This window comes from Arthrobacter sp. YAF17, assembly GCF_052113365.1.
Classification (GTDB): Bacteria; Actinomycetota; Actinomycetes; order Actinomycetales; family Micrococcaceae; genus Arthrobacter.
Window position 1 is genome coordinate 74,652 of record NZ_JBFRDB010000017.1, and the last position, 20,791, is coordinate 95,442.

A 20,791-nucleotide genomic window follows, 5' to 3' on the forward strand; every position below is an offset into this window, starting at 1 on the left:
AAATCCTTACAAAGGCACCTGCTAAGCATAGGAGCTAGCGTTACCGATCTGAAATACGGCACGGTCCGGGCCGTCGATTTCGCCGCGGTTCCCGCCGTCGAAAGCAAAACAACGCAGGGTCACTTCCGGCCTATCCCAGGGCCCGGGATGGGCGATCAGCGACCCCGCGTGGCTACGGGAGACGGCTTTCAGGACAGCTTGGCTGGAAGCGTCTTCGGCTTGAAGCTGGGCCGGGTGGCCTCGAACGCGGTGATGTCTTCCTCATGCTGGAGTGTCAGGCCGATGTCATCCAGGCCTTCGAGGAGGCGCCAGCGGGTGTAGTCGTCGATTTCGAAGGGCGCCACGATGTTGCCGCACTGAACGGTCTTGGAGACGAGGTCCACGGTGACCGCGGTGCCCGGGGCGTTCTCCAGCTCCTTCCAGATGAGCTCGATGTCGTCCTGTGCCAGTTCAGCGGCGAGCAGGCCCTGCTTGCCGGAGTTGCCGCGGAAGATGTCAGCGAAGCGTGAGGACAGCACGGTCTTGAAGCCGTAATCCTTGAGCGCCCAGACGGCGTGCTCCCGGGAGGAGCCGGTGCCGAAGTCGGGCCCGGCAACCAGCACGGAGCCGGCGTTGAAGGGTTCCTGGTTCAGGATGAACGCCGGGTCCTTCCGCCAGGCCGCGAACAGGGCGTCCTCGAAACCGGTGCGGGTGATGCGCTTGAGGTAGACGGCCGGGATGATCTGGTCCGTGTCGACGTTGCTCTGGCGCAGCGGGACGCCGATGCCGGTGTGGGTGGTGAACTTTTCCATGGCGGATCCTTCTGGACTGTATGGATCTGGGCTGTGTGGATCAGGGACTGCTGGACGCTACGCCGCGCCGGCGCTGACCGTGGCGGACTCGGGAGCGGGGTCCAGATCCGAGGGCGAGCTCAGGGTGCCGCGGACCGCGGTGGCGGCTGCGACCACCGGGGAGACCAGGTGGGTGCGCCCGCCCTTCCCCTGGCGGCCCTCGAAGTTGCGGTTCGAGGTGGAGGCGCAGCGCTCCCCCGGTTCCAGCTGGTCCGGGTTCATGCCGAGGCACATGGAACAGCCGGCGAAGCGCCACTCGGCGCCGAAGTCCTTGAAGACCTTGTCCAGGCCCTCGGCCTCGGCCTCGAGGCGGACGCGGGCGGAGCCGGGGACCACGAGCATCCGGATGTTGGGGTCCTTGGTGCGGCCGCGGATGATGTCTGCCGCGGCGCGGAGGTCCTCCATCCGGGAGTTGGTGCAGGAGCCCAGGAAGACGGTGTCCACCCGGATGTCCTTCATCGGCGTGCCGGCCTCCAGCCCCATGTACTGCAGCGCGCGTTCCGCTGCGGCCTTGGCGTTCTCGTCGCCGAAGTCCCCGGGCGAGGGCACCTTGGCGGACAGGGACACGCCCTGGCCGGGGTTGGTCCCCCAGGTGACGAACGGTTCCAGGGTGTCGGCGTCGAGGTCCACCTCGACGTCGAACGTGGCGTCGTCCTCGGAGCGCAGGGTGTTCCAGTATTCGACGGCGGCGTCCCAGTCGGCGCCTTGCGGTGCGTGCGGGCGGCCGAACATGTAGTCGTACGTGGTCTGGTCCGGGGCGACGAGTCCGGCGCGGGCGCCGGCTTCGATGGACATGTTGCAGATGGTCATCCGGGCTTCCATGGACAGCGCCCGGATCGCGGAGCCGCGGTACTCAAGCACGTAGCCCTGGCCTCCGCCGGTGCCGATCTTGGCGATGACGGCCAGGATGATGTCCTTGGCGGAGACGCCAGCCTTCAGGGTGCCCTCTACGTTGATGGCCATGGTCTTGAAAGGCTTCAGGGACAGTGTCTGGGTGGCCATGACGTGCTCCACCTCGGACGTGCCGATGCCCATCGCGAGGGCGCCGAAGGCTCCGTGGGTGGACGTGTGCGAGTCGCCGCAGACGACGGTCATGCCCGGCTGGGTGAGGCCAAGCTGCGGGCCGACGACGTGGACGATCCCCTGTTCGGCGTCGCCGAGGGAGTGCAGCCGGACACCGAACTCCTGGCAGTTGTTGCGCAGGGTCTGGATCTGCGTGCGGCTGGTGAGATCGGCAATTGGCTTGTCGATGTCCAGCGTGGGAGTGTTGTGGTCCTCGGTGGCGATGGTGAGGTCGGGCCGGCGCAGCGGGCGCCCGGCCAGCCGGAGGCCCTCAAAGGCCTGCGGCGACGTCACCTCGTGCACCAGGTGGAGGTCGATGAAGAGAAGGTCGGGCTGGGCGTTGGCTCCTTCGCCGTCGCCCTTTCGCACCACGTGCGCGTCCCAGACTTTCTCGGCCAGTGTCTTTGCCACGGCCTGCTCCCTTCACTGCGGTGTACGTGCTTGCCAGTTTGCTGTCTCCACTGAATCAGCACTCTCGCGTCATGCGCCAGCGCACTGACTTGCATCTCAGATAATGAGACGGCAATATCATTACATGGACAATTCTAGTGGAGTCGGTGTCATCGATAAAGCGGCCCATGTGCTTGACGCACTTGAGGCAGGCCCTACCACCCTGGCGCAGCTTGTTGCGGCCACGGGACTGGCGAGGCCGACCGTGCACCGGCTGGCACTGGCGCTGGTCCACCACCGGCTGGTCAGCCGCGACATCCAGGGCCGTTTTGTGCTCGGCAGCCGCCTGGTGGAGCTCGCCTCGGCCGCCGGCGAGGACCGCTTGATCGCCTCCGCCGGGCCGGTTCTGATGCAGCTCCGCGATGCGACGGGCGAGAGCGCCCAGATCTTCCGCCGGCAGGGCGACTGGCGCGTCTGCGTGGCCTCCGCCGAGCGGCCCATCGGTCTTCGCGACACCATTCCCGTCGGCACCCAGTTGTCCATGAAGGCCGGCTCGGCCGCCCAGGTGCTGCTCGCGTGGGAGGACCACGACCGCCTTTTGGAAGGCCTGCAGGCCGCACGCTTCACCCCCACCGTCCTGGCCGGAGTACGACGCCGGGGCTGGGGTCAGAGCCTCGGCGAACGCGAGCCTGGGGTTGCCTCTGTCTCTGCCCCCGTGCGCGGCCCGTCCGGCCGCGTCATCGCTGCGGTGTCGATCTCCGGGCCGATCGAGCGCCTCACCCGACAGCCCGGCCGGCTGCACGCCGAAGTGGTCTGCAACGCGGCCCGCGTGCTGACCGAGGCCTTGCGCAAGACCAACGACTGAAGGCATAGGCTGTCCGCATGAACAGCTATGCGGTCTTCCTGCGCGGCGTCAACGTCGGCGGCATCACCATCAAGATGGCCGAGCTGAAGGAAGAACTGAAGTCCCGCCCGTTTTCGGACGTGAAGACCCTATTGGCCAGCGGCAATGTCGTGCTCTCCAGCGAGCTGCCTCAGGCCGCCGTCAAGAAGGAGTTCGAGGCGTGCCTCAGGGAGGCCTTCGGCTACGACGCCTGGGTGGTGGTCCTGGCGGCGGACCGTGTGGGTGAACTCGTAGCTGCGTGCCCCTACCCCGCGGACGACACCTCTACGCACACCTATCTCACGCTCGGCTCGGACGCCGAAGTTCTTACGGAGCTCTACGAGGCCGGCCGCGCGATGGACGGGGCAGAAATGACCCTGCTGGGACCGGAAGCCCTGGCGTGGCTGGCGCCCGCCGGCGGCACGCTGGACAGCCCGTTCAGCAAGCTGTCCTCGAAGCCGAAGTACAAGGCCTCCACCACCACGCGCAATCTGCGCACCATGATCAAGGTCCGGGACGCCGCTGTACTTATCTGAGCTAGTTTCAATACCGGCCAATTGTGCGATCCGAAACGATGTAGGGAAACGCACAGTCCGCGTTCCCACGCGAAGAGTGAATCACATGGCACGCGCTCACCTGTCGCGGTAAGGCGATATCCTCAGTGGGACTTTCCCTTCAAAATTCATCGGAGCATCATGGCTACAGGACGCTACATCCGTCTTAAAGAGGTCGAGCCCTCGACCGACAAGCAGCAAAGTCCGTCAGCTTCGTATCTGGAGGGGACGGATGGTTCACTCACTAAGGGACCCTTCACTTGCCGGACTGATCACAACGGATTTATCGAGACTGGCAACCCAAATAGGCAGAACCACCCTGCGATGGTTTTTCTCGGTGATTCCTTCGTGGAATCGATGTTCAACGCCGAAGCGAGTCGGTTCGTCTCCCGTGCGGAGAATTTGCTCGACAAAGCCGGCATCCACTTCTCGTGCCGGAACGGGGGGTATTCCGGAGCCACTACCCTACAACTGCTGAACGTTCTGATTAACAAGATCTATCCACTCGTGGGAACCGGCGGCACAGTGATCTTGTTTGCACCACAGAGTGACGTTCACATCTTTGGCGCCCCGGCCACGTACTGGCACCCGACTGACCGATATGCGCCTATCATGCCGCCGCTGACCCCAGAAGCTACACAAATGTTGCGCGGATTCAACTCAACCGCCCAGATCTTGGAGATTATTGTTGGGGCATCTCGTAGTCTGGGAATCAACCTTGTGTTGGCAACTTCCCCTTACCGTTCCGCTGCCCGCGGGGAGGATTCGTGGCTCGACAATCACCTTGAGGGAGACGTATTCAACACAGTCCTCGCGCGCCGGGCGCTCCTCGCCGAGAAGGTTCGAGAAATCGCTGCACGCACGGGTGTACCGCTGATTGATGCCGCTAAACATCTGGATGGCAAGTTTCATCTGTTCTTCGACGAACTCCACTTGAACGACGCCGGACAATCAGCATTCGCCGACTGGCTTTCCCAAGAAATTGTCCAACTTGATTTCGTTCACTAGGTGCGATTCCTACCCGAGTTGTGTGCAGCCAAGAGTGCTGTGAACGGCTAGGCTTCCGGATTCGGAGGCCTGGGACTTAGCCCACACGCCAGCTGACTTTACCTCTGAACTGCGGCTGAAAGTCGTCCGCCGGATCGTTTCGGAGTGCCAGAACCAGCTCCAGCAGCTGAAGGCTTCGAGCAGAAATCGCCGGCATTTGTGAGACAGTGCACGGACCCGTACCCCAATTACTGCGACGACGGTATGGCGCGCACGTCTTAGCAACCGCGCCCGAACCGCGCGGTGGATCGTGGTGCTGCGCTTCAGCGCGGCTGTGAATCCCCTGCCTCGCAGCCGGCTTGCATCTGCAAGGCTCCACATGTCGGCAGGTCCTGGCGCCAACCACCAGAGGGCCCGCCCTCCTGTCTGACCGTCCGGCTCGGGCTACCATTTCGTCCGCTTCGCAAACAGTTCCGCAAATTTGGAACTCGGCCATCCCCGGAGACCTGATCCACATGTGCTGGGCGACAGCGTCCTGGACGCCATCAAGGCAACATTCGTGGGCCAAACGCGAGCAGGCCGAACCCTAGGTTTTCCCAACCTCGCAGGTCCATTATGGCCGTGGGTTGTCGGTATCCGGGGAAAGGCTGATCATCATGTCAGTGACACGGAGAAGGGCCATTATTTTCGGAGGTCTCGGGCTAGCTGCCGCCCCTAACGGCATGCAGGCCCTTCTCCCCGCCGCTGTAGTGGATACCGGCAACGGAATCTCGGCCGATGACTACGCCGGCGCCGGTGACGGAACTGCGCTGGGAACAGCCGCGCTGCAGAGCGCATTTACGGCTGCGCAAGGCAAGACACTCGTATTGGGCAAGGAAAAGACGTACGTCATCTCGTCCTCCATCAGCGCGCCGAAGAACATGACGTTGGTGTCCAATGGCTCAAGGATAGTTAAGAACACCATCGGCGCTTGGGCAATTATCACGAACGATGGGTTCAAGGCAGCCGTCTTGGATGTCGAGACCCCAGGACACGCCACGGTAAAGGATCAAGGCGTCTATGTCGCCGGCAGCAATGTGCACATCGGCCACCTCCGCGTCCTATCCTCACAAGGAGACACCCCGGGCCTGAATGGCGTTGTGATCGGCAATGCCCAAGCCGTGACCGCGACGGCCCGCACCAACGTCTGTATCGACAGGCTGGAGGTTACGGGGTTTCAGCGCTCGGTTCGGATACTGAACCTCGCGGACTCGTGCATCGCGAACATCGACATCCGCAACTTCATTGTCGGCGTGTACTTGCAAAACAACGTCTCCAACGTCAGCTTCCCGCGCGCCACTGTCTCTGGCACATCGGCTGCGTCCGCTGCCGGACCGTATAACGGCATGAACGGATTGCTCATTGAGTCCGCAGCCGACTACAACACCTATGGTCTGCGGTTCCACGATTGGACTGTTGACGGCGCCCCGGAACATTCCTACCGTATCGGTGGTGGATTTTCGGTTACTGATATCACATACAACAACTGCATCAGCCGCAATCCCGGAAACGCGCCCGGAAACGCCTCCACGGGCGGCGGCGCATTCAAAGCCTTGGGAGTGGTGGGTCACTGGCACTCCAACATTCGCTACATCAACTGCTTGGCGGAAGACTCGAACACAAGCGCAGCCGGAATCAATGCCTTCAGCCAGTTCAGTTACGGCTTTTGCGAAAATGTCGCGCTCGTTGCTCCAGTGGTCCGCAAGCGGAATAAGACGTACTCGGCCCACATCGCCCTCTACCTGTCCGGCGTAAGGCAATTCGATATCGCCAATCCCAACTTCAGGGACACCAAATCTTGCACCATGTTCATCGGCAAGGACGGCACCGACAATTCCTTGACCGGAGTAAGCGACATTCGTGTGACCGGCGGCTTCCTCGACTCGGCATCTTCCACGAATCAGTGCATTCAGTTCGACACGAGGCAGACCGTTACCAGGAACATCTATATCAGCAATGTCACATGTTCACGCGGGCAGGCAGCCTGGCGAACTAACCCGGCAACCACGGTTGGGGCCGACGTCGGCGCCTACACAAATGTCAACATCGATATCTATTACCAAGACGCTCCAGTCGGAAGCGCAAACCCACCTGTACAAACAGGCAACACGGAAGTCACACACCAATATAGGGGTCCGGTCTACGGGGCTTCCATCGGTGGCCGGGATGGATCATCGTGCATCGACCAGACAACCGGCCAAACGCGAATTCGCAAGGCCGCTTCTTGGGTCGTGTTGTAGAACGTCAAGGGCTTGGCCACCGCATGCTCCCCGCGGTGGCGTTACCGTCGAGTGTAAAAGCAACTCGCGACTGTTCCTGGAACTCAGGTTAGCGCGCCGCCCGCAGAGCCTTGTTGAAAGACCCCAGCCGGCTGACCTCAAGCTCCACCGGCTCCACCACAAGATCCTCCGCCACGGCCGCGACAGACGCCTTGAGCCGTTTCCGCGCCCCAGCGCCCCGCCCCCTGGCAGCGGCGCCCGCGATGAACTTCGCCAGCACCGCCAGGACGATTCCCAACAGCACCCCGCCCGCGATCATCACGGTCGGCACCGGCCAGCCCTGGACCAGCGGCACCTCCGGCACGGGCAGCTGCAAATAGCCCAAAGCCGCCAGGACACCGAGCCAGGCGAACCCGCCCAGGGCCGTCAGCAAGGCAAGCCACTGGACCACGTTGAACGCCGTCCACCACCAGGATGTGCCACCGGCCTTCAGCTCCGTGGAGGCGATGGCCAGGTCCAGGGCATCCGGAAGCTGGTCCCTGCCCTCGCGGGCGGCGCCGCGGATGACAGCCCGCCAGGGGCCGGGGGCGCCGGCGGAGGCCGCGTCGGCAAATTCCCGGACGGCGGCATCCGTGCGGGCCCGCTCCGGGGCGCCGGCCGGCGGCAGGGACGTGCGGTTCACTTCGGGTTTGGCGCCCTCCCGGCGCAGGTTCAGCCGCCGCAACGGATCAGGCCGGAACCGGACCAGCCAGCGCGTCACCGGCCACCCGGTGCGGCGGGTCGCCTCGAGTCGGTAGGACCGGACGACGGCCTCCACCACGAGCGGAACATTCGCGGCCCCGGCCAGTTCTTCTGCCAGCAGGGCCTTCGACGCTGCCGTGACCCCCGCCGCCTCGCCGTCGCCCGACGCTTCAGCGAGCCCGGCCGAGGCCCGTGTGACGTCCGCGCCGAGTCGCTGGGACTGGGCCTGGCGCTGCCTGGCCACCTCGCGGATGGCGGCCCGGACCTTGTCCACGCCGCTGCCCACGACGGCGGAGGCGCCAATGACCTGCACCTTGCCCAGCCCGTCCCGCGCCAAGATGGCCTTGAGCGACTCCAGCACCGGCGGAACGTCCCGCTCCGGGAGCCGGTCGATCTGGTTCAGCACCACCAGGGTGACGGCTCCGTGCGAGGCCAGCGGGGTGAGGAAATCGTTGTGCACCGCGGCGTCGGCATATTTCTGCGGATCGAGCACCCAGACGAGGACGTCGACGAGTCCCACCATCCGCACCACGATCTCGCGGTTTGCGGCGCGCGTGGAGTCGAAGTCGGGAAGGTCCAGGAGGATGAGGCCCGTGCCTTCGTCGGCGAAGCCGGGGACCGGGGTGGCGTGGTGCCGGTTGCGGACCTCCAACCAGTCCAGCAGCTCCTCGCTGCCCTCGGCGCCCCAGACGCCGGCCAGCGGCTCGGACGTCGTGGGCCGCCGGACAGCCGCCGTCGCGATTTCCTCGCCGCTGACTGCGTTGAAGAGGGAGGACTTTCCGCTGCCGGTGGCCCCGAAGAACCCGACGACGGTGTGGTCCGCCGACAGGGAACGCCGCGAACTCGCCCGGTCCAGCACCTGGAGGACCCCCTCCAGGACATCTTCCGGGAGCGCCCCCGCGGCCAGTTCACGTGCCTCGTTCAGGGCGTGAAGCCGGCGGTCCAGCCGGGAAGCCTCTGCGGCGGCGCCATGGCGGCTCATGCGGAGGCCGCCAGGCGTCGGAGCGCCGCGGCGTGGCCGGCGAGCACCGCCGGGGCGACCCCGCCGGGGATCTCAAGCCGGGCCAGGAAGCGCTGCTGTTCAACCTGGAGCAGCTGCTGGCAGCGGGCGTGGAGATCCTCGCGGGCTGTCCGGGCGAGCCGGCGGACGGCATCCTCACCGAACACCGCCTCCAGCAACCGCTGTCCAACGACGGCGGTGCCGCCTGCGACCCCGATTTCCAGCCCGGTGAGTCCGGCGGTCATGGAGAACACCACAATCATGAGGGCGGCGCCGAGGCCATTGATCCCGAAGGACAGCCAGCGCGCCTGCGTGCGCTTGCCCTGGCCCTCGGTCCGGATCAGTTCCATGAGGCCCCCCTGCCAGGCCCGGATCTCGGCAGCGGCCTTCTCGGCGAAGCCCTCGGAGGTTCCGGAGAGGTCGTCGGAGCCCAGCAGCTGGCGGCCGGCCGGATCCGAGCGCCAGCGCCGGTCCGTGTCCTCGGCCGCGTTGGCGGCCTCATCGATGATGACGGCCTGCAGCTCGGTTTCGATCGCCGTCTCCACCCGCACTGCCGGTGCCGGTTCGCCCCGGAAAAAAGCACCGACCCGGTCCCGGAACTGGCCAATGTTCTGCTCCATCGCCCGGAAGAACTCGCCGGTGCCCACAAAGTCCTGCCAGCGTGCCAGGACCTCGCCCCGGAGGAGCGCACCGTCACGGGTGGCCTCAAGGATCCTTGCCACGGCGTCCCGGTACGCGTCCCGGGCATCCCCCGCGAGGGCCCCGGCAGCGTGTTCCTGGGCGCCGGCGGCCTGCGCCACGGCGTCGACGCGGCTACCCAGGGCCTTCACGGTCCCGTTAAGAGTCCGCCGGGCGATGTCGGAGCGACCAGCAGCGTCCGCGGCGAGTTCCCGCAGCCAGAGCTGCAGCGGCTGAACAGCGCCGGACGGAAGCAGGCCCATCCCGTCCAGGGCCGTCTCGGGCACGATGAAGAGCCGTGCACTGCCCAGCCCTTCCCTGTTGAGCATGGACTGGAGGTCTGCGCTTACCTCTGCTTCGGCACCCGGCGGCACCCGGTCCAACACCACAGCCACCATGATGTCCCGGGAGGCCGCGTCCAGCAGCAGGCGCCAGGGGACGGCGTCGGCGTAGCGGTTGGCGGTGGTGACGAAGACCCACAAATCGGCGGCAGCCAGCAGTTGGCCGGCGAGCTTGCGGTTGTCAGTGGAGATCGAGTCGACGTCGGGGGCGTCCAATACGGCAATCCCCTGCGGAACCGCCGTATCAGCGACCAGCACCAGCGAGGAGATCGCGGCGGCATCCGGGGCGGGTCCGGCCTGGCTGGCGGGCAGCGGCTCTTGGCTCACCGTGCCGCGGATCCGGCTCAGGCTCGGCAGGACCCGCTGCCCCTCGAACCAGTGCCCGTCCGCGGGGTGGTGCAGCAGGATGGGCTGCCGCGTGGTGGGCCGGATGGCACCGGCGCGGGTGACGGCGTGCCCCACGAGTCCGTTGACGAGGGTTGATTTCCCGGCGCCGGTGGATCCGCCCACGACGGCGAGGAGGGGCGCGTCCAGGCTCCGGTAGCGGGGCAGGATGTAGTCCTCGAGCTGGGCCAGGGCATCGCCGATATCCAGCCGGGCGGCATCCGCACCGGGGAGGGCAAGCGGCAGGGCCGTCGCGGCAAGGTCGCGGTGGACGGCTTCCAGCAGTTCAGCGGCCTGGCCGGGGGTTTCGTCGGAGCTCACCGCATCATCATGCCAGTTCCAGGCCGCGCCGGTTCCGGAACGCGGGGTTCAGGACAACGAAAAACGGCCCCGGGCTGATGCCCGGGACCGTCTTATCTGTGACCCCAGCGGGATTCGAACCCGCGTTACCGCCGTGAGAGGGCAGCGTACTAGGCCGCTATACGATGGGGCCGCGTACTCTCCAGAACAACATTTCTGCCGTTCGCGCTAAGCGATTATTTCATACACTCAGCAAGTGTTTCAAATCGGCGAACCGACTCAAAACCCCTGATCAGCCGCGGAAATCCGCGGATTTTTCAGAGCTGGGATACCAGGACTCGAACCTAGAATGACGGTACCAGAAACCGTAGTGTTGCCAATTACACCATATCCCAATGGAACTTTCGGGCCGGATCCGTGGGTCTAAACCCGCGCTCCCGGCGCCTCAGCACGAGTAATTACTTTACCCGAGAGTTTTCCTGCGCACAAATCGGCCGCCCGGCCGCCTGCGGAATCAGCCATCGGCGGCCCGGCCGCACCTTCGACGCCTACTAACCCTTGCCAATCCGGGGTCAACAAGTTTACGCTCGGTAAGTTACCAACGAGTAACTAACCCTCCCCCACTCCGCTGCGGGCAGCTGCATGGGCATTTTCGAATGTTAGCTGCGTCACAGCCGGGGGCTGGCAGCAGAGCCGCTGCCGGCAACACCGTCGAGAGGAACCATCTGTGACACAGAGCCGTGCCGCCGCCATCAGCCCGACCCGCCCCCGCGCCCAACAGATCGCCATCGCCGTCCTCGCACTCTTGCTGGTTGCCCTTCTGGGGTTCTACACGCTCGTTACCGGCCGGATAGCGGATGGTTCCGCCCGGCTCGAGGACGGCGCCGGGCAGGCCTCAGCCGGAGCCACGCAGCTGAAGGACGGGGCCGGCAAACTCGCGGCGGGCGCCGGCCAGGCGGACACCGGCGCCGGCAAGCTCTCGGCCGGTGCCGAAAAAATACATGCGGGGATCAGCGAAAAGCTTGCTCCCGGGGCTGAGAAGCTCCAGGCCGGAGCGGACCAGGTGGCGACTGGCGCCGTCAAGATCGAAACGGACGTCAACAACAAACTCGCCCCCGGCGTCTACAAGGTCGACGACGGCGCGCAGAAGCTTGCCGCCGGAGCCGTGCGGCTCTCGGCCGCCCTGACCCCCACGGCCGCCGGCAACGCCGAGAACAACCTGGCCGACGGCGCCACACAGCTTGATGCGGGTGCGGCCCGGCTGGCAGCGGGCACCGGTGAACTCTCCGCTGGCACGGTCCAGCTCAAGGGCTACCGGGGCGCCGGCAACGACCCGGCAGCCGGCACCGGAACGGCGGCCCTCGCGCAGGCCCTCGAACTGCTGCAGGCCGCGGCCTCGGATCCCGTGCAGGGCCTGGTGCCTTTGTCCGTGGTCAAGGACAAGATCGCCAAAATCACCGCCGGTGCGCAGAAGCTTGACGCGGGAGCCTCGCAGCTGCAGGCCGGTGCGGGGCGCCTGCAGGCAGGAGCCGGCCAACTGCACGCGGGGACGGGAAAGCTGACAGCTGGTTTCGGGACGCTGGCCGGAAAGCTCAACAGCCAGGACCCCCAGAACCCTGGTGTGGTACTTGGCACCCACCTGCTGGCCGATGGAACATCCAAGATCCGGACGGGCATGGACGGCGTTCCGGGCGACCCCGCACGCCCCGGGCTCATCAAAGCCGCCGCGCGGATGACCGAAGGCAGTTCCCGGCTCGCGGACGGGACCGTGGCGCTCAACGCCGGCATCAAGGGCGACCCCGCGGATCCGGTCAACCCCGGGCTGCTCAACGGATCCCTGGCTCTCGCCTCGGGCGCCACCGAGCTCTCGGCGGGCAACACGAAACTGGCGTCCGGTTCCTCGCAGCTTTCCATCGGAGCAGACAAGCTCGCGGACGGGAACGCCCGGATTGCCGAGGGCACGGGCACGTTGCACTCGAGCGCCGCGGCCGTCTCGCCGTCGACGATGGCCGGCCAGGCTGACGCGGCCATGGCCCTCGGGATCGTCGGTGTCCTGGGCCTGGGTTCGGTCGGCGCGTTCCTGGGGCTGCGGAACCGGCGGGCCCGTGCCGGGACGGCCCCGGCGGAAGGTTAGGCCAGCAGATCCAGCAGGGAACCGACCTCGCGGCCCGCAAAGCCCGGGGCCGGTTCCCCGCCGCGGTTCAGCCAGACGCCCAGCAGGCCCGCCGCCGTCGAGCCGTCGGCATCGAGGAGGCGGTTGTCCCCCACATACAGCGTTTCGCCGACGCCGGTGCCGAGGCGGCGCACGCCCTCCAGGTAGATGGCCGGATCCGGCTTCGCCGCACCCACGGTGTCCGTCCCCACCAGCACACTGATGCGCTCCAGGCCCGCAGCGTCCAGCTTGACCCGCTGGTAATCGTGGACGTTGTTGCTCACTGCCCCGTAAGGGATGCCGGCTGCATCCAGCGCGTCCAGCATCGGCGTAACGTCTTCGAAGGCGCGGATGTAGCCGTGCTGCCGGCAGGCGTAGGAGCTGACCCAGTGGTGGGCCTGCTCGCCCTCCTCCAGTTCCACGCCGAAGTGCCCCAGGGCGGCCCGGCCGCGGAGGAGCCGCTGCTCGTTGAAGCTCAGCTCTCCGGCCAGGTAGCGGTCGTAAAAGTGGGTGGTCTCGCGGGTGAAGATCCGCCCAAACTTCTCCCACCCGGCCTGGTCCAGGCCGGGCAGGAGGTGTTCGCTGACGTCGCGCAGGGCCGCCGTCATGGCAAATTCCAGATCCACCAGGGTGTCGTCGATGTCAAACAGCACACCGCGGATGCCGCCCAGGCCGGCGGCCAGCGCATTCGTCCCGGCGCTGGTGATGACCTCGGGTGTGCTCATCATCAGCCGCGGAAAGCGCGCAGCCGGGCCAGGGACGAATCCTTGCCCAGGATCACCATGGATTCGAACAACGGCGGGGAAATCCGGCGGCCGGAGATCGCCGTGCGGACCGGGCCGAAGGCCAGGCGCGGCTTGACGCCGAGACCTTCCACCAGCGCTTCCTTCAGGACGGTCTGGATGTTCTCGGCGGTCCAGTCTGCGAGGGGCTCCAGGACGGCCAGGGCGGCGTCGAGGACCTCGGTGAGGTTCTCCGGAAGCCCCTTGCGGGCGTCGTCCGCGACGTCGACCGCGTCGTCGTTCTTGAACAGGAAGGCGAGCATCTCGGGGGCCTCGCCCAGCAGCGAGATGCGCTCCTGGATCAGCGGGGCCGCCTCGGCGAGGATCTCCTCCTGGCGGGCAGTGAGCGTGTCGCCGACGAACCCGGCGGCGCGCAGGTACGGGACCAGCCGCCCGCGGAAGTCCTCGGCGTCGAGCATCCGGATGTGCGTGCCGTTGATGGCCTCGGCCTTCTTGATGTCGAAGCGGGCCGGGTTGGCCAGCACGTCGTTGACGTCGAAGTTTTCGATCAGCTGTTCGACGGTGAAGATGTCCTCGTCGGCGGAGAGGCTCCAGCCCAGCAGGGAGAGGTAGTTCAGCAGCCCCTCCGGGATGAAGCCGCGGTCCCGGAGCAGGAACAGGTTGGACTGCGGATCGCGCTTGGAGAGCTTCTTGTTGCCCTCGCCCATGACGTACGGCAGGTGGCCGAAGACCGGCAGGTAGCTGGCCACACCGATTTCCATGAGCGCGCGGATCAGCACCACCTGGCGGGGCGTGGAAGAGAGCAGGTCCTCGCCGCGGAGCACGTGGGTGATGCCCATCAGAGCGTCGTCGACGGGGTTGACCAGGGTGTAGAGCGGGGAGCCGTCGGCGCGGACGATCACGTAGTCCGGGATGCTGCCGGCTTTGAAGGTGATCTCGCCGCGGACCATGTCGGTGAAGGTGACATCGGTGTCGGGCATGCGGACGCGGAGCACCGGCTGGCGGCCCTCGGCCTTGAACGCGGCGAGCTGCTCGTCGGAGAGTTCGCGGTCGAAGTTGTCGTAGCCCAGCTTGGGGTCGCGGCCGGCGGCCCGGTGGCGGGCCTCGACCTCGTCCGGCGAGGAGTAGCACTCGTAGGCGTAGCCGGCGTCGATCAGCTTGGCGACGACGTCCTTGTACAGGTCCAGGCGCTGCGACTGGCGGTAGGGCTCGTGCGGCCCGCCCACTTCCACGCCTTCCTCCCAGGTGATGCCGAGCCATTTCAGGGCCTCGAGCAGCTGCTGGTAGCTCTCCTCCGAGTCGCGCGCCGCGTCCGTGTCCTCGATGCGGAACACAAAGGTGCCATTGGTGTGGCGGGCGTGGGCCCAGTTGAACAGGGCCGTGCGGATCAGGCCGACGTGCGGGGTGCCGGTGGGCGACGGGCAGAACCGGACACGGACCGGGGTGTCAGCGGTGACTTCGCTGGTCACGCTGGTAGCGGAGCTGGAGACGGCGTCGGGCGCAGAGGGAGTAGTCATAGTGGTACCAACATTACCAACCCTCATCGGTGCCGGGCGCCCGCGGTTTCCGCTGCGAAAACGGACAGCCGCCCCGTGGATCCACGGGGCGGCTGTCCGATACCGGCGCGAAAATCGCTAGCGGCGGACCACCGGGTTGGAGAGGCGGCCGATGCCCTCGATTTCGACCTCGAAGCGGTCGCCGGCCGTAACGAGTCCGACGCCGGCGGGGGTGCCGGTCATGATGACGTCGCCGGGCAGCAGGGTGAAGGCCTGCGAGACGATGGAGACGAGTTCGCGGACGCCGCGGATCATCTGGCTGGTGCTGCCGTCCTGGCGCAGTTCGCCGTTGAGGCGGCCCTGGATCTGCAGGTCCTCGGTGTTCAGCTCGGTCTCGATCCACGGCCCCAGCGGCGCGGAGGTGTCGAAGCCCTTGGCCCGGGCCCACTGCAGGTCGGTCTTCTGGACGTCGCGGGCGGTGAGGTCGTTGCCGCAGGTGTAGCCGAAGATGACGTCGTCGACGCGTTCCTCCGGGACGTCCTTGCAGATCCGGCCGATTACGACGCAGAGCTCGGCTTCGAAGGACACTTCGTCGGAGAACTCCGGCAGGATGATCGGGTCGTTGGGTCCGACCACGGAGGTGTTGGGCTTCAGGAAGAGCAGCGGCTGCGCCGGGACCTCGTTGCCGAGTTCCCGGGCGTGCTCCACGAAGTTGCGGCCGACGCCGATCACTTTGCTGCGCGGGATGATCGGGGCGAGGAGCCGCACGTCCTCCAGCTTGTGCCGGACGGCGGTTCGTTCCACGCCGTGAAAGAAGGGGTCGCCGTTGATGACAGTGACTTCCTCACTGCCGGGCTCACCTTCAACAATGCCGTAGAGGGGATCAGAATCGACTACAAACCGGGCGATACGCATGGCTCCAAGCGTACCGTCTCCGGCAGGCGTCGCTGACGAGGCGGCGGACCGTGGCACGCACCCAGCCCTTCCCACCTAGCTGGCAGCAGGGGCCGTTATGAGCACTCAAAACGGCCCCTTCTGCCAGCTACAAGGGTGAGCTCCGCAGGTAGTGCAGCTGGGCGGCCACGGAGAGTTCCGCCGCGGGTCGTACCGCCGGGTCGACGGCGGCGTACACGGCGTCGGCCACCTCTGTCACTTCGGCGCCGGCGCCCAGGTTTTCGAGCGCGGAGCGGATCTGCGCTAGGCGGTCCTCGCGGTGGTCACGGTACGCGCGGACAATGGTGTCCAGCGCGGGCAGCATGGGACCGTGGGCCGGGAGGACGGTCGCGGCGCCGAGGCGTTCCAGCCGGTCCAGGGAGGCCAGGTAGTCCCCCAGGGTGCCGTCGGGGTAGTCCAGGACCGTGGTTCCGAGGCCCAGGATCGTGTCGCCGGTAAGGACCGAGCCCTGGCGGCCGTCGGCCGGCAGGTGGAAGCAGACCGAGTCCGAGGTGTGGCCCGGCGTTGCCACAACCCTGATCTCGGCCCCTGCGGCGTGGATGACCTCGCCGTCTACCAGGGGGCTCCCCCCGTGGCAGTGGGCCGGATCCATGGCGCGCACGGGCGCCCCGGTCAGTTCGGAGAACCTGGCGGCGGCGGCCGTGTGGTCGGCGTGCCGGTGCGTGATCAGGATGAGCTCGACGGGGCCGGCCTGGGCGAGTTCCTGCAGGTGCGGCTCATCCAGCGGGCCGGGATCCACCACGACGGCGCCCGCCCCTCCGGGCGCGGCAATCACGTAGGAGTTGGTCCCGTGCAGGCTCATCGGCCCCGGGTTGGGGGCCAGCCTGAATCGGGTCAGCTCAGTGCTGCGCACCATGGCGCGGGGGTCGTCCGGGATCACAGTTCCATCTTCGCACCGAACCGGCAGCCGCACGAGCCGTCCGTCACACGGCAGCAGCCCCGCAACCAACAACAACGTCGGCGGCCCCGCACTGGAAGGTGCGGAGCCGCCGTCGAACGCTGCGTGTAACTTGGGCGCCGGCGCTCAGGCCAGGCGGGTGAGCCAGCCGTGGGTGTCCTCGACGGCGCCGGTCTGGATGCCGAGGAGCTGCTCGCGGATGGCCATGGTGGTCTCCCCCGCCTTCGCGTCCTCGGAGCCGATGAACTCGGTGTCGTCCTTGAGCACACCGATCGGGGTGATCACGGCGGCGGTGCCGCAGGCGAAGACCTCGGCGATCTCGCCGGATGCCACGCCGTCGCGCCATTCATCCAGGGTGATCTTGCGTTCGGTGACCTCGCGGCCCATGTCCTTGGCAACCTGGATGACGGACATCCGGGTGATGCCTTCCAGGATGGTGCCGCTCAGCGCGGGCGTCACCAGGGAGCCGTCCTTCATCACGAAGAACACGTTCATGCCGCCGAGCTCTTCCACGGCGTTGTCATTGAACTGGTCCAGGAACAGCACCTGCTTGCAGCCGTGGGCCTCGGCTTCCTGCTGCGCGATCAGTGACGCGGCGTAGTTGCCGCCGCACTTCGCGGCGCCGGTTCCGCCGCGGCCGGCGCGGGCGTACTGGCGGGAGATCCAGATGGAGACGGGCTTGAGCTCGCCGCCGAAGTAGTTGCCTGCCGGGGACGCGATGACGCGGAAGGACACTTCGCGGGCGGCGCGGACACCGAGGAACGCCTCGGTGGCGATCATGAACGGCCGCAGATAGAGGGCTTCGCCGTCGCCGGAGGGAACCCATTCCTTGTCCGCGGAGACCAGCTCGCGGATGGCGCCGAGGAAGTACTCTTCCGGGAGCTCCGGGAGTGCCAGGCGGCGGGCCGACTTGTTCAGGCGGGCCGCATTGGCCTCGGGCCGGAACGTCCAGACGGAGCCGTCGGCGTGCCGGTAGGCCTTGAGGCCTTCAAAGATTTCCTGGCCGTAGTGGAGCACCGCGGCGGAGGGGTCCAGGGAAATGGGACCGTAGGCCTCAACGCGGGCATCGTGCCAGCCGCCCTTGCCCCCGGCGTCGACGCTGTAGTCGACGATCGCGGTGTGGTCGGTGAAATAGTTGCCGAATCCCGGGTTCGCCAGGATGGCAGCACGTTCTTCAGCGGACTTCGGGGTTGCCGAGGGCTGCTGGGTGAATTCGACGCCATGGGCAGTCTGGGTCATGGTTCCTCCACGGTCGGCTGCCTGGTGTGAACGTGGTTCATCGTCGGACCACGGCAGCATATTGGTGATTCGAAACAAGCTTACGCCCGTTGGCGGGGCCTACGGCCCCGTACCAAAGGGGGCTGCAGGGTGGGCCTACAGGGCGGCGGCGATCGCGTCACCGATCGCGCTGGTGCTGCGCGCTTCGCCACCGCGGCCCGCGACGTCCGCGACGACGGCCGCTTCGATCTTGCGGGCGGCGGAGCCGTAGCCAAGGTGGTCCAGCAGGAGCGCGGCGGAGAGGATGGCCGCCGTAGGATCCGCCTTCTGCTGGCCGGCGATGTCCGGCGCCGACCCGTGGACGGGTTCGAACATGGACGGGGCCGTGCGTTCCATGTTGATGTTGCCGGAGGCGGCGAGGCCGATGCCCCCGGTGACCGCGGCGGCCAGATCGGTGATGATGTCGCCGAAGAGGTTGTCGGTGACGATCACGTCGAAACGTGCCGGGTCGGTGACCATAAATATCGTGGCGGCGTCGATGTGCAGGTAGTCATGGGTGACCTCGGGGAACTCCTGGGCCACGGCCTCCACGGTGCGCTTCCAGAGGTGGCCGGCGAAGACCAGGACGTTGTGCTTGTGCACGAGGGTGAGCTTCTGGCGCGGGCGGTCGTTGGCCCGGCGGAAGGCGTCCCGGACCACACGCTCCACGCCGTGGGCGGTGTTCAGCGAGACCTCGGTGGCGACCTCGTGCGGGGTGCCGGCGCGCAGGGTGCCGCCGTTGCCCACATAGGGGCCCTCGGTGCCTTCGCGGACCACAATGAAATCGATGTCGCCGGGATGGGCGAGCGGGCTGGCCACTCCCGGGTACAGACGTGAGGGCCGCAGGTTGACGAAGTGGTCCAGGCTGAAGCGCAGCTTGAGCAGGAGCTCGCGTTCGATGATGCCGGACGGGATCCGGGTGTCGCCCGGGGCCGCCCCGACAGCGCCGAAGAGGATGGCGTCGCGGGTCCGGAGATCGGCGAGGGTTTTCTCCGGCAGGGTCTCCCCCGTTTCGAGCCAGTGCTGGGCGCCCAGCTTGTAGTGGGTCTGCTGCAGCACGATGCCCTCCGCCGCGGCAGCCTTCTCCAGGACCTTCACGGCTTCGGCCGTGACCTCCGGGCCGATGCCATCGCCGGGAATAACGGCCAGATCAATCGTGGATGCGCTCATGTTTTCAGCCTAGCCAAGACATCCACATGCTGGTCAAGTCGTCTCACTATTCGAACGCGGCGGCACGTGGTTAACGACGTAGAGGTGAGACTTCGCGCCGATGTCATCGAAGGACATGGGCGCGGAGTCTCACCTCGGCGGGCGTCGGGACTGTTACGCCTCGGCGGGCTCCTCGTACTTCGGGAAGACCGGGGCCGGGGCGGGCAGCGCAGTTCCGGCGACGATCGGGGTGCCCAGGGCGGCGAACTCGCGCGGCTCACCCTCCGGCTGGCCGAGTGTGTCCAGGATGGCCGCCGTCGCCGCCGGCATGACCGGCTGGGCGAGGATGGCGACGATCCGCAGCACCTCGAGGGTCACGTACAGGACGGTGTTCATGCGTTCGACGTCGGTCTTCCGCAGCACCCAGGGCGCCTGCTCGGCGAAGTACGCGTTGGTGTCACCCAGGACGTTCCAGATGGCCTCGAGGGCGCGGCTGAACTCCTGCTTTTCGAACGCGGCGCGGGAAATGTCCAGCAGGCCGTTGGCCTGGCCCAGCAGCGCGGCGTCCTCGACGGTGAATCCAGCCGGAACGGGGACGGCGCCGTCGCAGTTCTTGGCGACCATGGACAGCGAACGCTGGGCCAGGTTGCCGAAGTTGTTGGCGAGGTCCGCGTTCATCCGGCCCACGATCGCGTCGTGGCTGTAGGAGCCGTCAGCGCCGAAGGGGACTTCGCGGAGCAGGAAGAAACGCACCTGGTCCAGGCCGTACTGGGCAACCCAGTCCGCCGGTGCCACCACGTTGCCGAGCGACTTGGACATCTTGACGCCCTGGTTGTGCAGGAAGCCGTGGATCATGACGCGCCCGGGCAGTTCCAGCCCGGCGGACAGCAGGAAAGCGGGCCAGTAGACGGCGTGGAAGCGCGAGATGTCCTTGCCGATCACGTGGACGTCCGCGGGCCAGTACTTCCGGAACAGCTCGGATTCGGTGTTCGGGAACCCGACGCCGGTCAGGTAGTTGGTCAGCGCGTCCACCCAGACGTACATGACGTGGTCCGGGTTGCCCGGGACGGGGACGCCCCAGTCGAAGGAGGTGCGGCTGATCGACAGGTCCTCGAGGCCGCCCTTGACGAAGCTGACCACCTCGTTGAACCGGTTGTGCGGCGCGCCGAAGGACGGGTGGTCCGCGTAGAGGGCCAGCAGCCGGTCCTGGTAGGAGGAGAGCTTGAAGAAGTAGCTCTCTTCCTCGGTCCAGGTCACCTCGGTGCCGGTTTCTGACGCGTAGCGGAGGCCGTCGGCCTGCACTTCGGTCTCGTCCTCGACGAAATAGCGCTCGTCGCGGACCGAGTACCAGCCGGCGTACTTGGAGAGGTAGATGTCCCCGTTGGCTTCCATCCGCTGCCAGAGCGCCTTGGCCGCCTCGTAGTGGTCCGGGTCCGTGGTGCGGATGAAGCGGCTCAGCGAGATGCCGAGGTCATCGCTCATCTGGCGGAACGCGGCCGAGTTGCGGTCCGCGAGCTCCTTGACCGGGATGCCTTCCTTTTCCGCCGTCTGCTGCATCTTCAGGCCGTGCTCGTCCGTGCCGGTCATGAAGAAGACGTCGTAGCCGTCCAGGCGCTTGAAGCGCGCCATCGCATCAGTGGCGATCACCTCGTAGGCGTGGCCGATGTGCGGCACGCCGTTGGGGTAGCTGATGGCCGTGGTGATGTAGAACGGGGTTTTTTCGGAGGTGGTCAC

The 20,791-nt window shown here is 66.7% G+C and carries 16 protein-coding genes and 2 tRNA genes; 5 read left to right on the top strand and 13 right to left on the bottom strand.

Going from position 1 to position 20,791, the window contains the following annotated elements:
* Nucleotides 1-188: 188 nt before the first annotated feature.
* Complete coding sequence (leuD, locus tag AB4Y67_RS14835; protein WP_441406534.1) at nucleotides 189-791, bottom strand: 3-isopropylmalate dehydratase small subunit; 603 nt, start codon at nucleotides 789-791, stop codon at nucleotides 189-191.
* A 57-nt stretch (nucleotides 792-848) separates the two neighbouring features.
* Entirely contained in the window at nucleotides 849-2,303 is a 1,455-nt protein-coding gene (gene leuC, locus AB4Y67_RS14840) for a 3-isopropylmalate dehydratase large subunit (protein ID WP_441406535.1), read from the bottom strand.
* Nucleotides 2,304-2,427: 124 nt separating this feature from the next.
* On the opposite strand from leuC, the gene AB4Y67_RS14845 reads away from it, so the two are divergent.
* From AB4Y67_RS14845 to AB4Y67_RS14860, 4 genes are all read left to right on the top strand, one after another.
* The gene (locus AB4Y67_RS14845) at nucleotides 2,428-3,147 is read left to right on the top strand and encodes an IclR family transcriptional regulator (protein WP_056426387.1); all 720 of its coding nucleotides are present in this window, start codon (nucleotides 2,428-2,430) and stop codon (nucleotides 3,145-3,147) included.
* Between the two features lie 17 nt (nucleotides 3,148-3,164).
* A complete protein-coding gene (locus AB4Y67_RS14850) occupies nucleotides 3,165-3,701 on the top strand; it encodes a DUF1697 domain-containing protein (protein WP_441406536.1) in 537 nt (178 codons plus the stop codon).
* Nucleotides 3,702-3,860: 159 nt separating this feature from the next.
* Nucleotides 3,861-4,727 (top strand): SGNH/GDSL hydrolase family protein, encoded by an 867-nt coding sequence (locus AB4Y67_RS14855; protein ID WP_441406537.1) that lies wholly within the window; start codon nucleotides 3,861-3,863, stop codon nucleotides 4,725-4,727.
* A 701-nt stretch (nucleotides 4,728-5,428) separates the two neighbouring features.
* Nucleotides 5,429-6,985 carry a hypothetical protein gene (locus tag AB4Y67_RS14860; RefSeq protein WP_441406538.1) on the top strand — a complete coding sequence of 519 codons (1,557 nt, stop codon included), beginning with the start codon at nucleotides 5,429-5,431 and terminating at the stop codon, nucleotides 6,983-6,985.
* A gap of 88 nt (nucleotides 6,986-7,073) precedes the next feature.
* On the opposite strand, the gene AB4Y67_RS14865 is transcribed toward AB4Y67_RS14860, so the two are convergent.
* The 4 genes from AB4Y67_RS14865 to AB4Y67_RS14880 all read right to left on the bottom strand — a co-directional run bounded on the left by AB4Y67_RS14865 (nucleotide 7,074) and on the right by AB4Y67_RS14880 (nucleotide 10,803).
* A complete protein-coding gene (locus AB4Y67_RS14865; protein WP_441406539.1) occupies nucleotides 7,074-8,687 on the bottom strand; it encodes a GTPase in 1,614 nt (537 codons plus the stop codon).
* Complete coding sequence (locus AB4Y67_RS14870; RefSeq protein WP_441406540.1) at nucleotides 8,684-10,429, bottom strand: dynamin family protein; 1,746 nt, start codon at nucleotides 10,427-10,429, stop codon at nucleotides 8,684-8,686. Before AB4Y67_RS14870 ends, AB4Y67_RS14865 begins: the two co-directional genes overlap by 4 nt.
* A gap of 99 nt (nucleotides 10,430-10,528) precedes the next feature.
* Nucleotides 10,529-10,601: transfer RNA gene (locus AB4Y67_RS14875), tRNA-Glu, on the bottom strand.
* A gap of 130 nt (nucleotides 10,602-10,731) precedes the next feature.
* Nucleotides 10,732-10,803 (bottom strand) — tRNA-Gln (locus AB4Y67_RS14880).
* Nucleotides 10,804-11,135: 332 nt separating this feature from the next.
* On the opposite strand from AB4Y67_RS14880, the gene AB4Y67_RS14885 reads away from it, so the two are divergent.
* Nucleotides 11,136-12,542: a hypothetical protein gene (locus tag AB4Y67_RS14885; RefSeq protein WP_441406541.1), complete on the top strand. Its 1,407-nt coding sequence runs from the start codon at nucleotides 11,136-11,138 to the stop codon at nucleotides 12,540-12,542.
* On the opposite strand, the gene AB4Y67_RS14890 is transcribed toward AB4Y67_RS14885, so the two are convergent.
* The 7 genes from AB4Y67_RS14890 to metG form a co-directional block, all read right to left on the bottom strand.
* Nucleotides 12,539-13,285: an HAD family hydrolase gene (locus AB4Y67_RS14890; protein WP_441406559.1), complete on the bottom strand. Its 747-nt coding sequence runs from the start codon at nucleotides 13,283-13,285 to the stop codon at nucleotides 12,539-12,541. The two genes, AB4Y67_RS14885 and AB4Y67_RS14890, sit on opposite strands and share 4 nt — an antisense overlap.
* A 2-nt stretch (nucleotides 13,286-13,287) precedes the next feature.
* Entirely contained in the window at nucleotides 13,288-14,820 is a 1,533-nt protein-coding gene (gltX, locus tag AB4Y67_RS14895) for a glutamate--tRNA ligase (protein ID WP_441406542.1), read from the bottom strand.
* Between the two features lie 117 nt (nucleotides 14,821-14,937).
* Nucleotides 14,938-15,714: a fumarylacetoacetate hydrolase family protein gene (locus AB4Y67_RS14900; RefSeq protein ID WP_441406543.1), complete on the bottom strand. Its 777-nt coding sequence runs from the start codon at nucleotides 15,712-15,714 to the stop codon at nucleotides 14,938-14,940.
* Nucleotides 15,715-15,841: 127 nt separating this feature from the next.
* Nucleotides 15,842-16,609, bottom strand: coding sequence for an MBL fold metallo-hydrolase (locus AB4Y67_RS14905; protein WP_441406560.1), 768 nt, complete (start codon nucleotides 16,607-16,609; stop codon nucleotides 15,842-15,844).
* A 168-nt stretch (nucleotides 16,610-16,777) separates the two neighbouring features.
* Nucleotides 16,778-17,890 (bottom strand): branched-chain amino acid aminotransferase, encoded by a 1,113-nt coding sequence (locus AB4Y67_RS14910; protein WP_441406544.1) that lies wholly within the window; start codon nucleotides 17,888-17,890, stop codon nucleotides 16,778-16,780.
* A gap of 135 nt (nucleotides 17,891-18,025) precedes the next feature.
* The gene (locus AB4Y67_RS14915) at nucleotides 18,026-19,078 is read right to left on the bottom strand and encodes a 3-isopropylmalate dehydrogenase (RefSeq protein WP_441406545.1); all 1,053 of its coding nucleotides are present in this window, start codon (nucleotides 19,076-19,078) and stop codon (nucleotides 18,026-18,028) included.
* 153 nt (nucleotides 19,079-19,231) lie between these two features.
* Entirely contained in the window at nucleotides 19,232-20,791 is a 1,560-nt protein-coding gene (gene metG, locus AB4Y67_RS14920; protein ID WP_441406546.1) for a methionine--tRNA ligase, read from the bottom strand.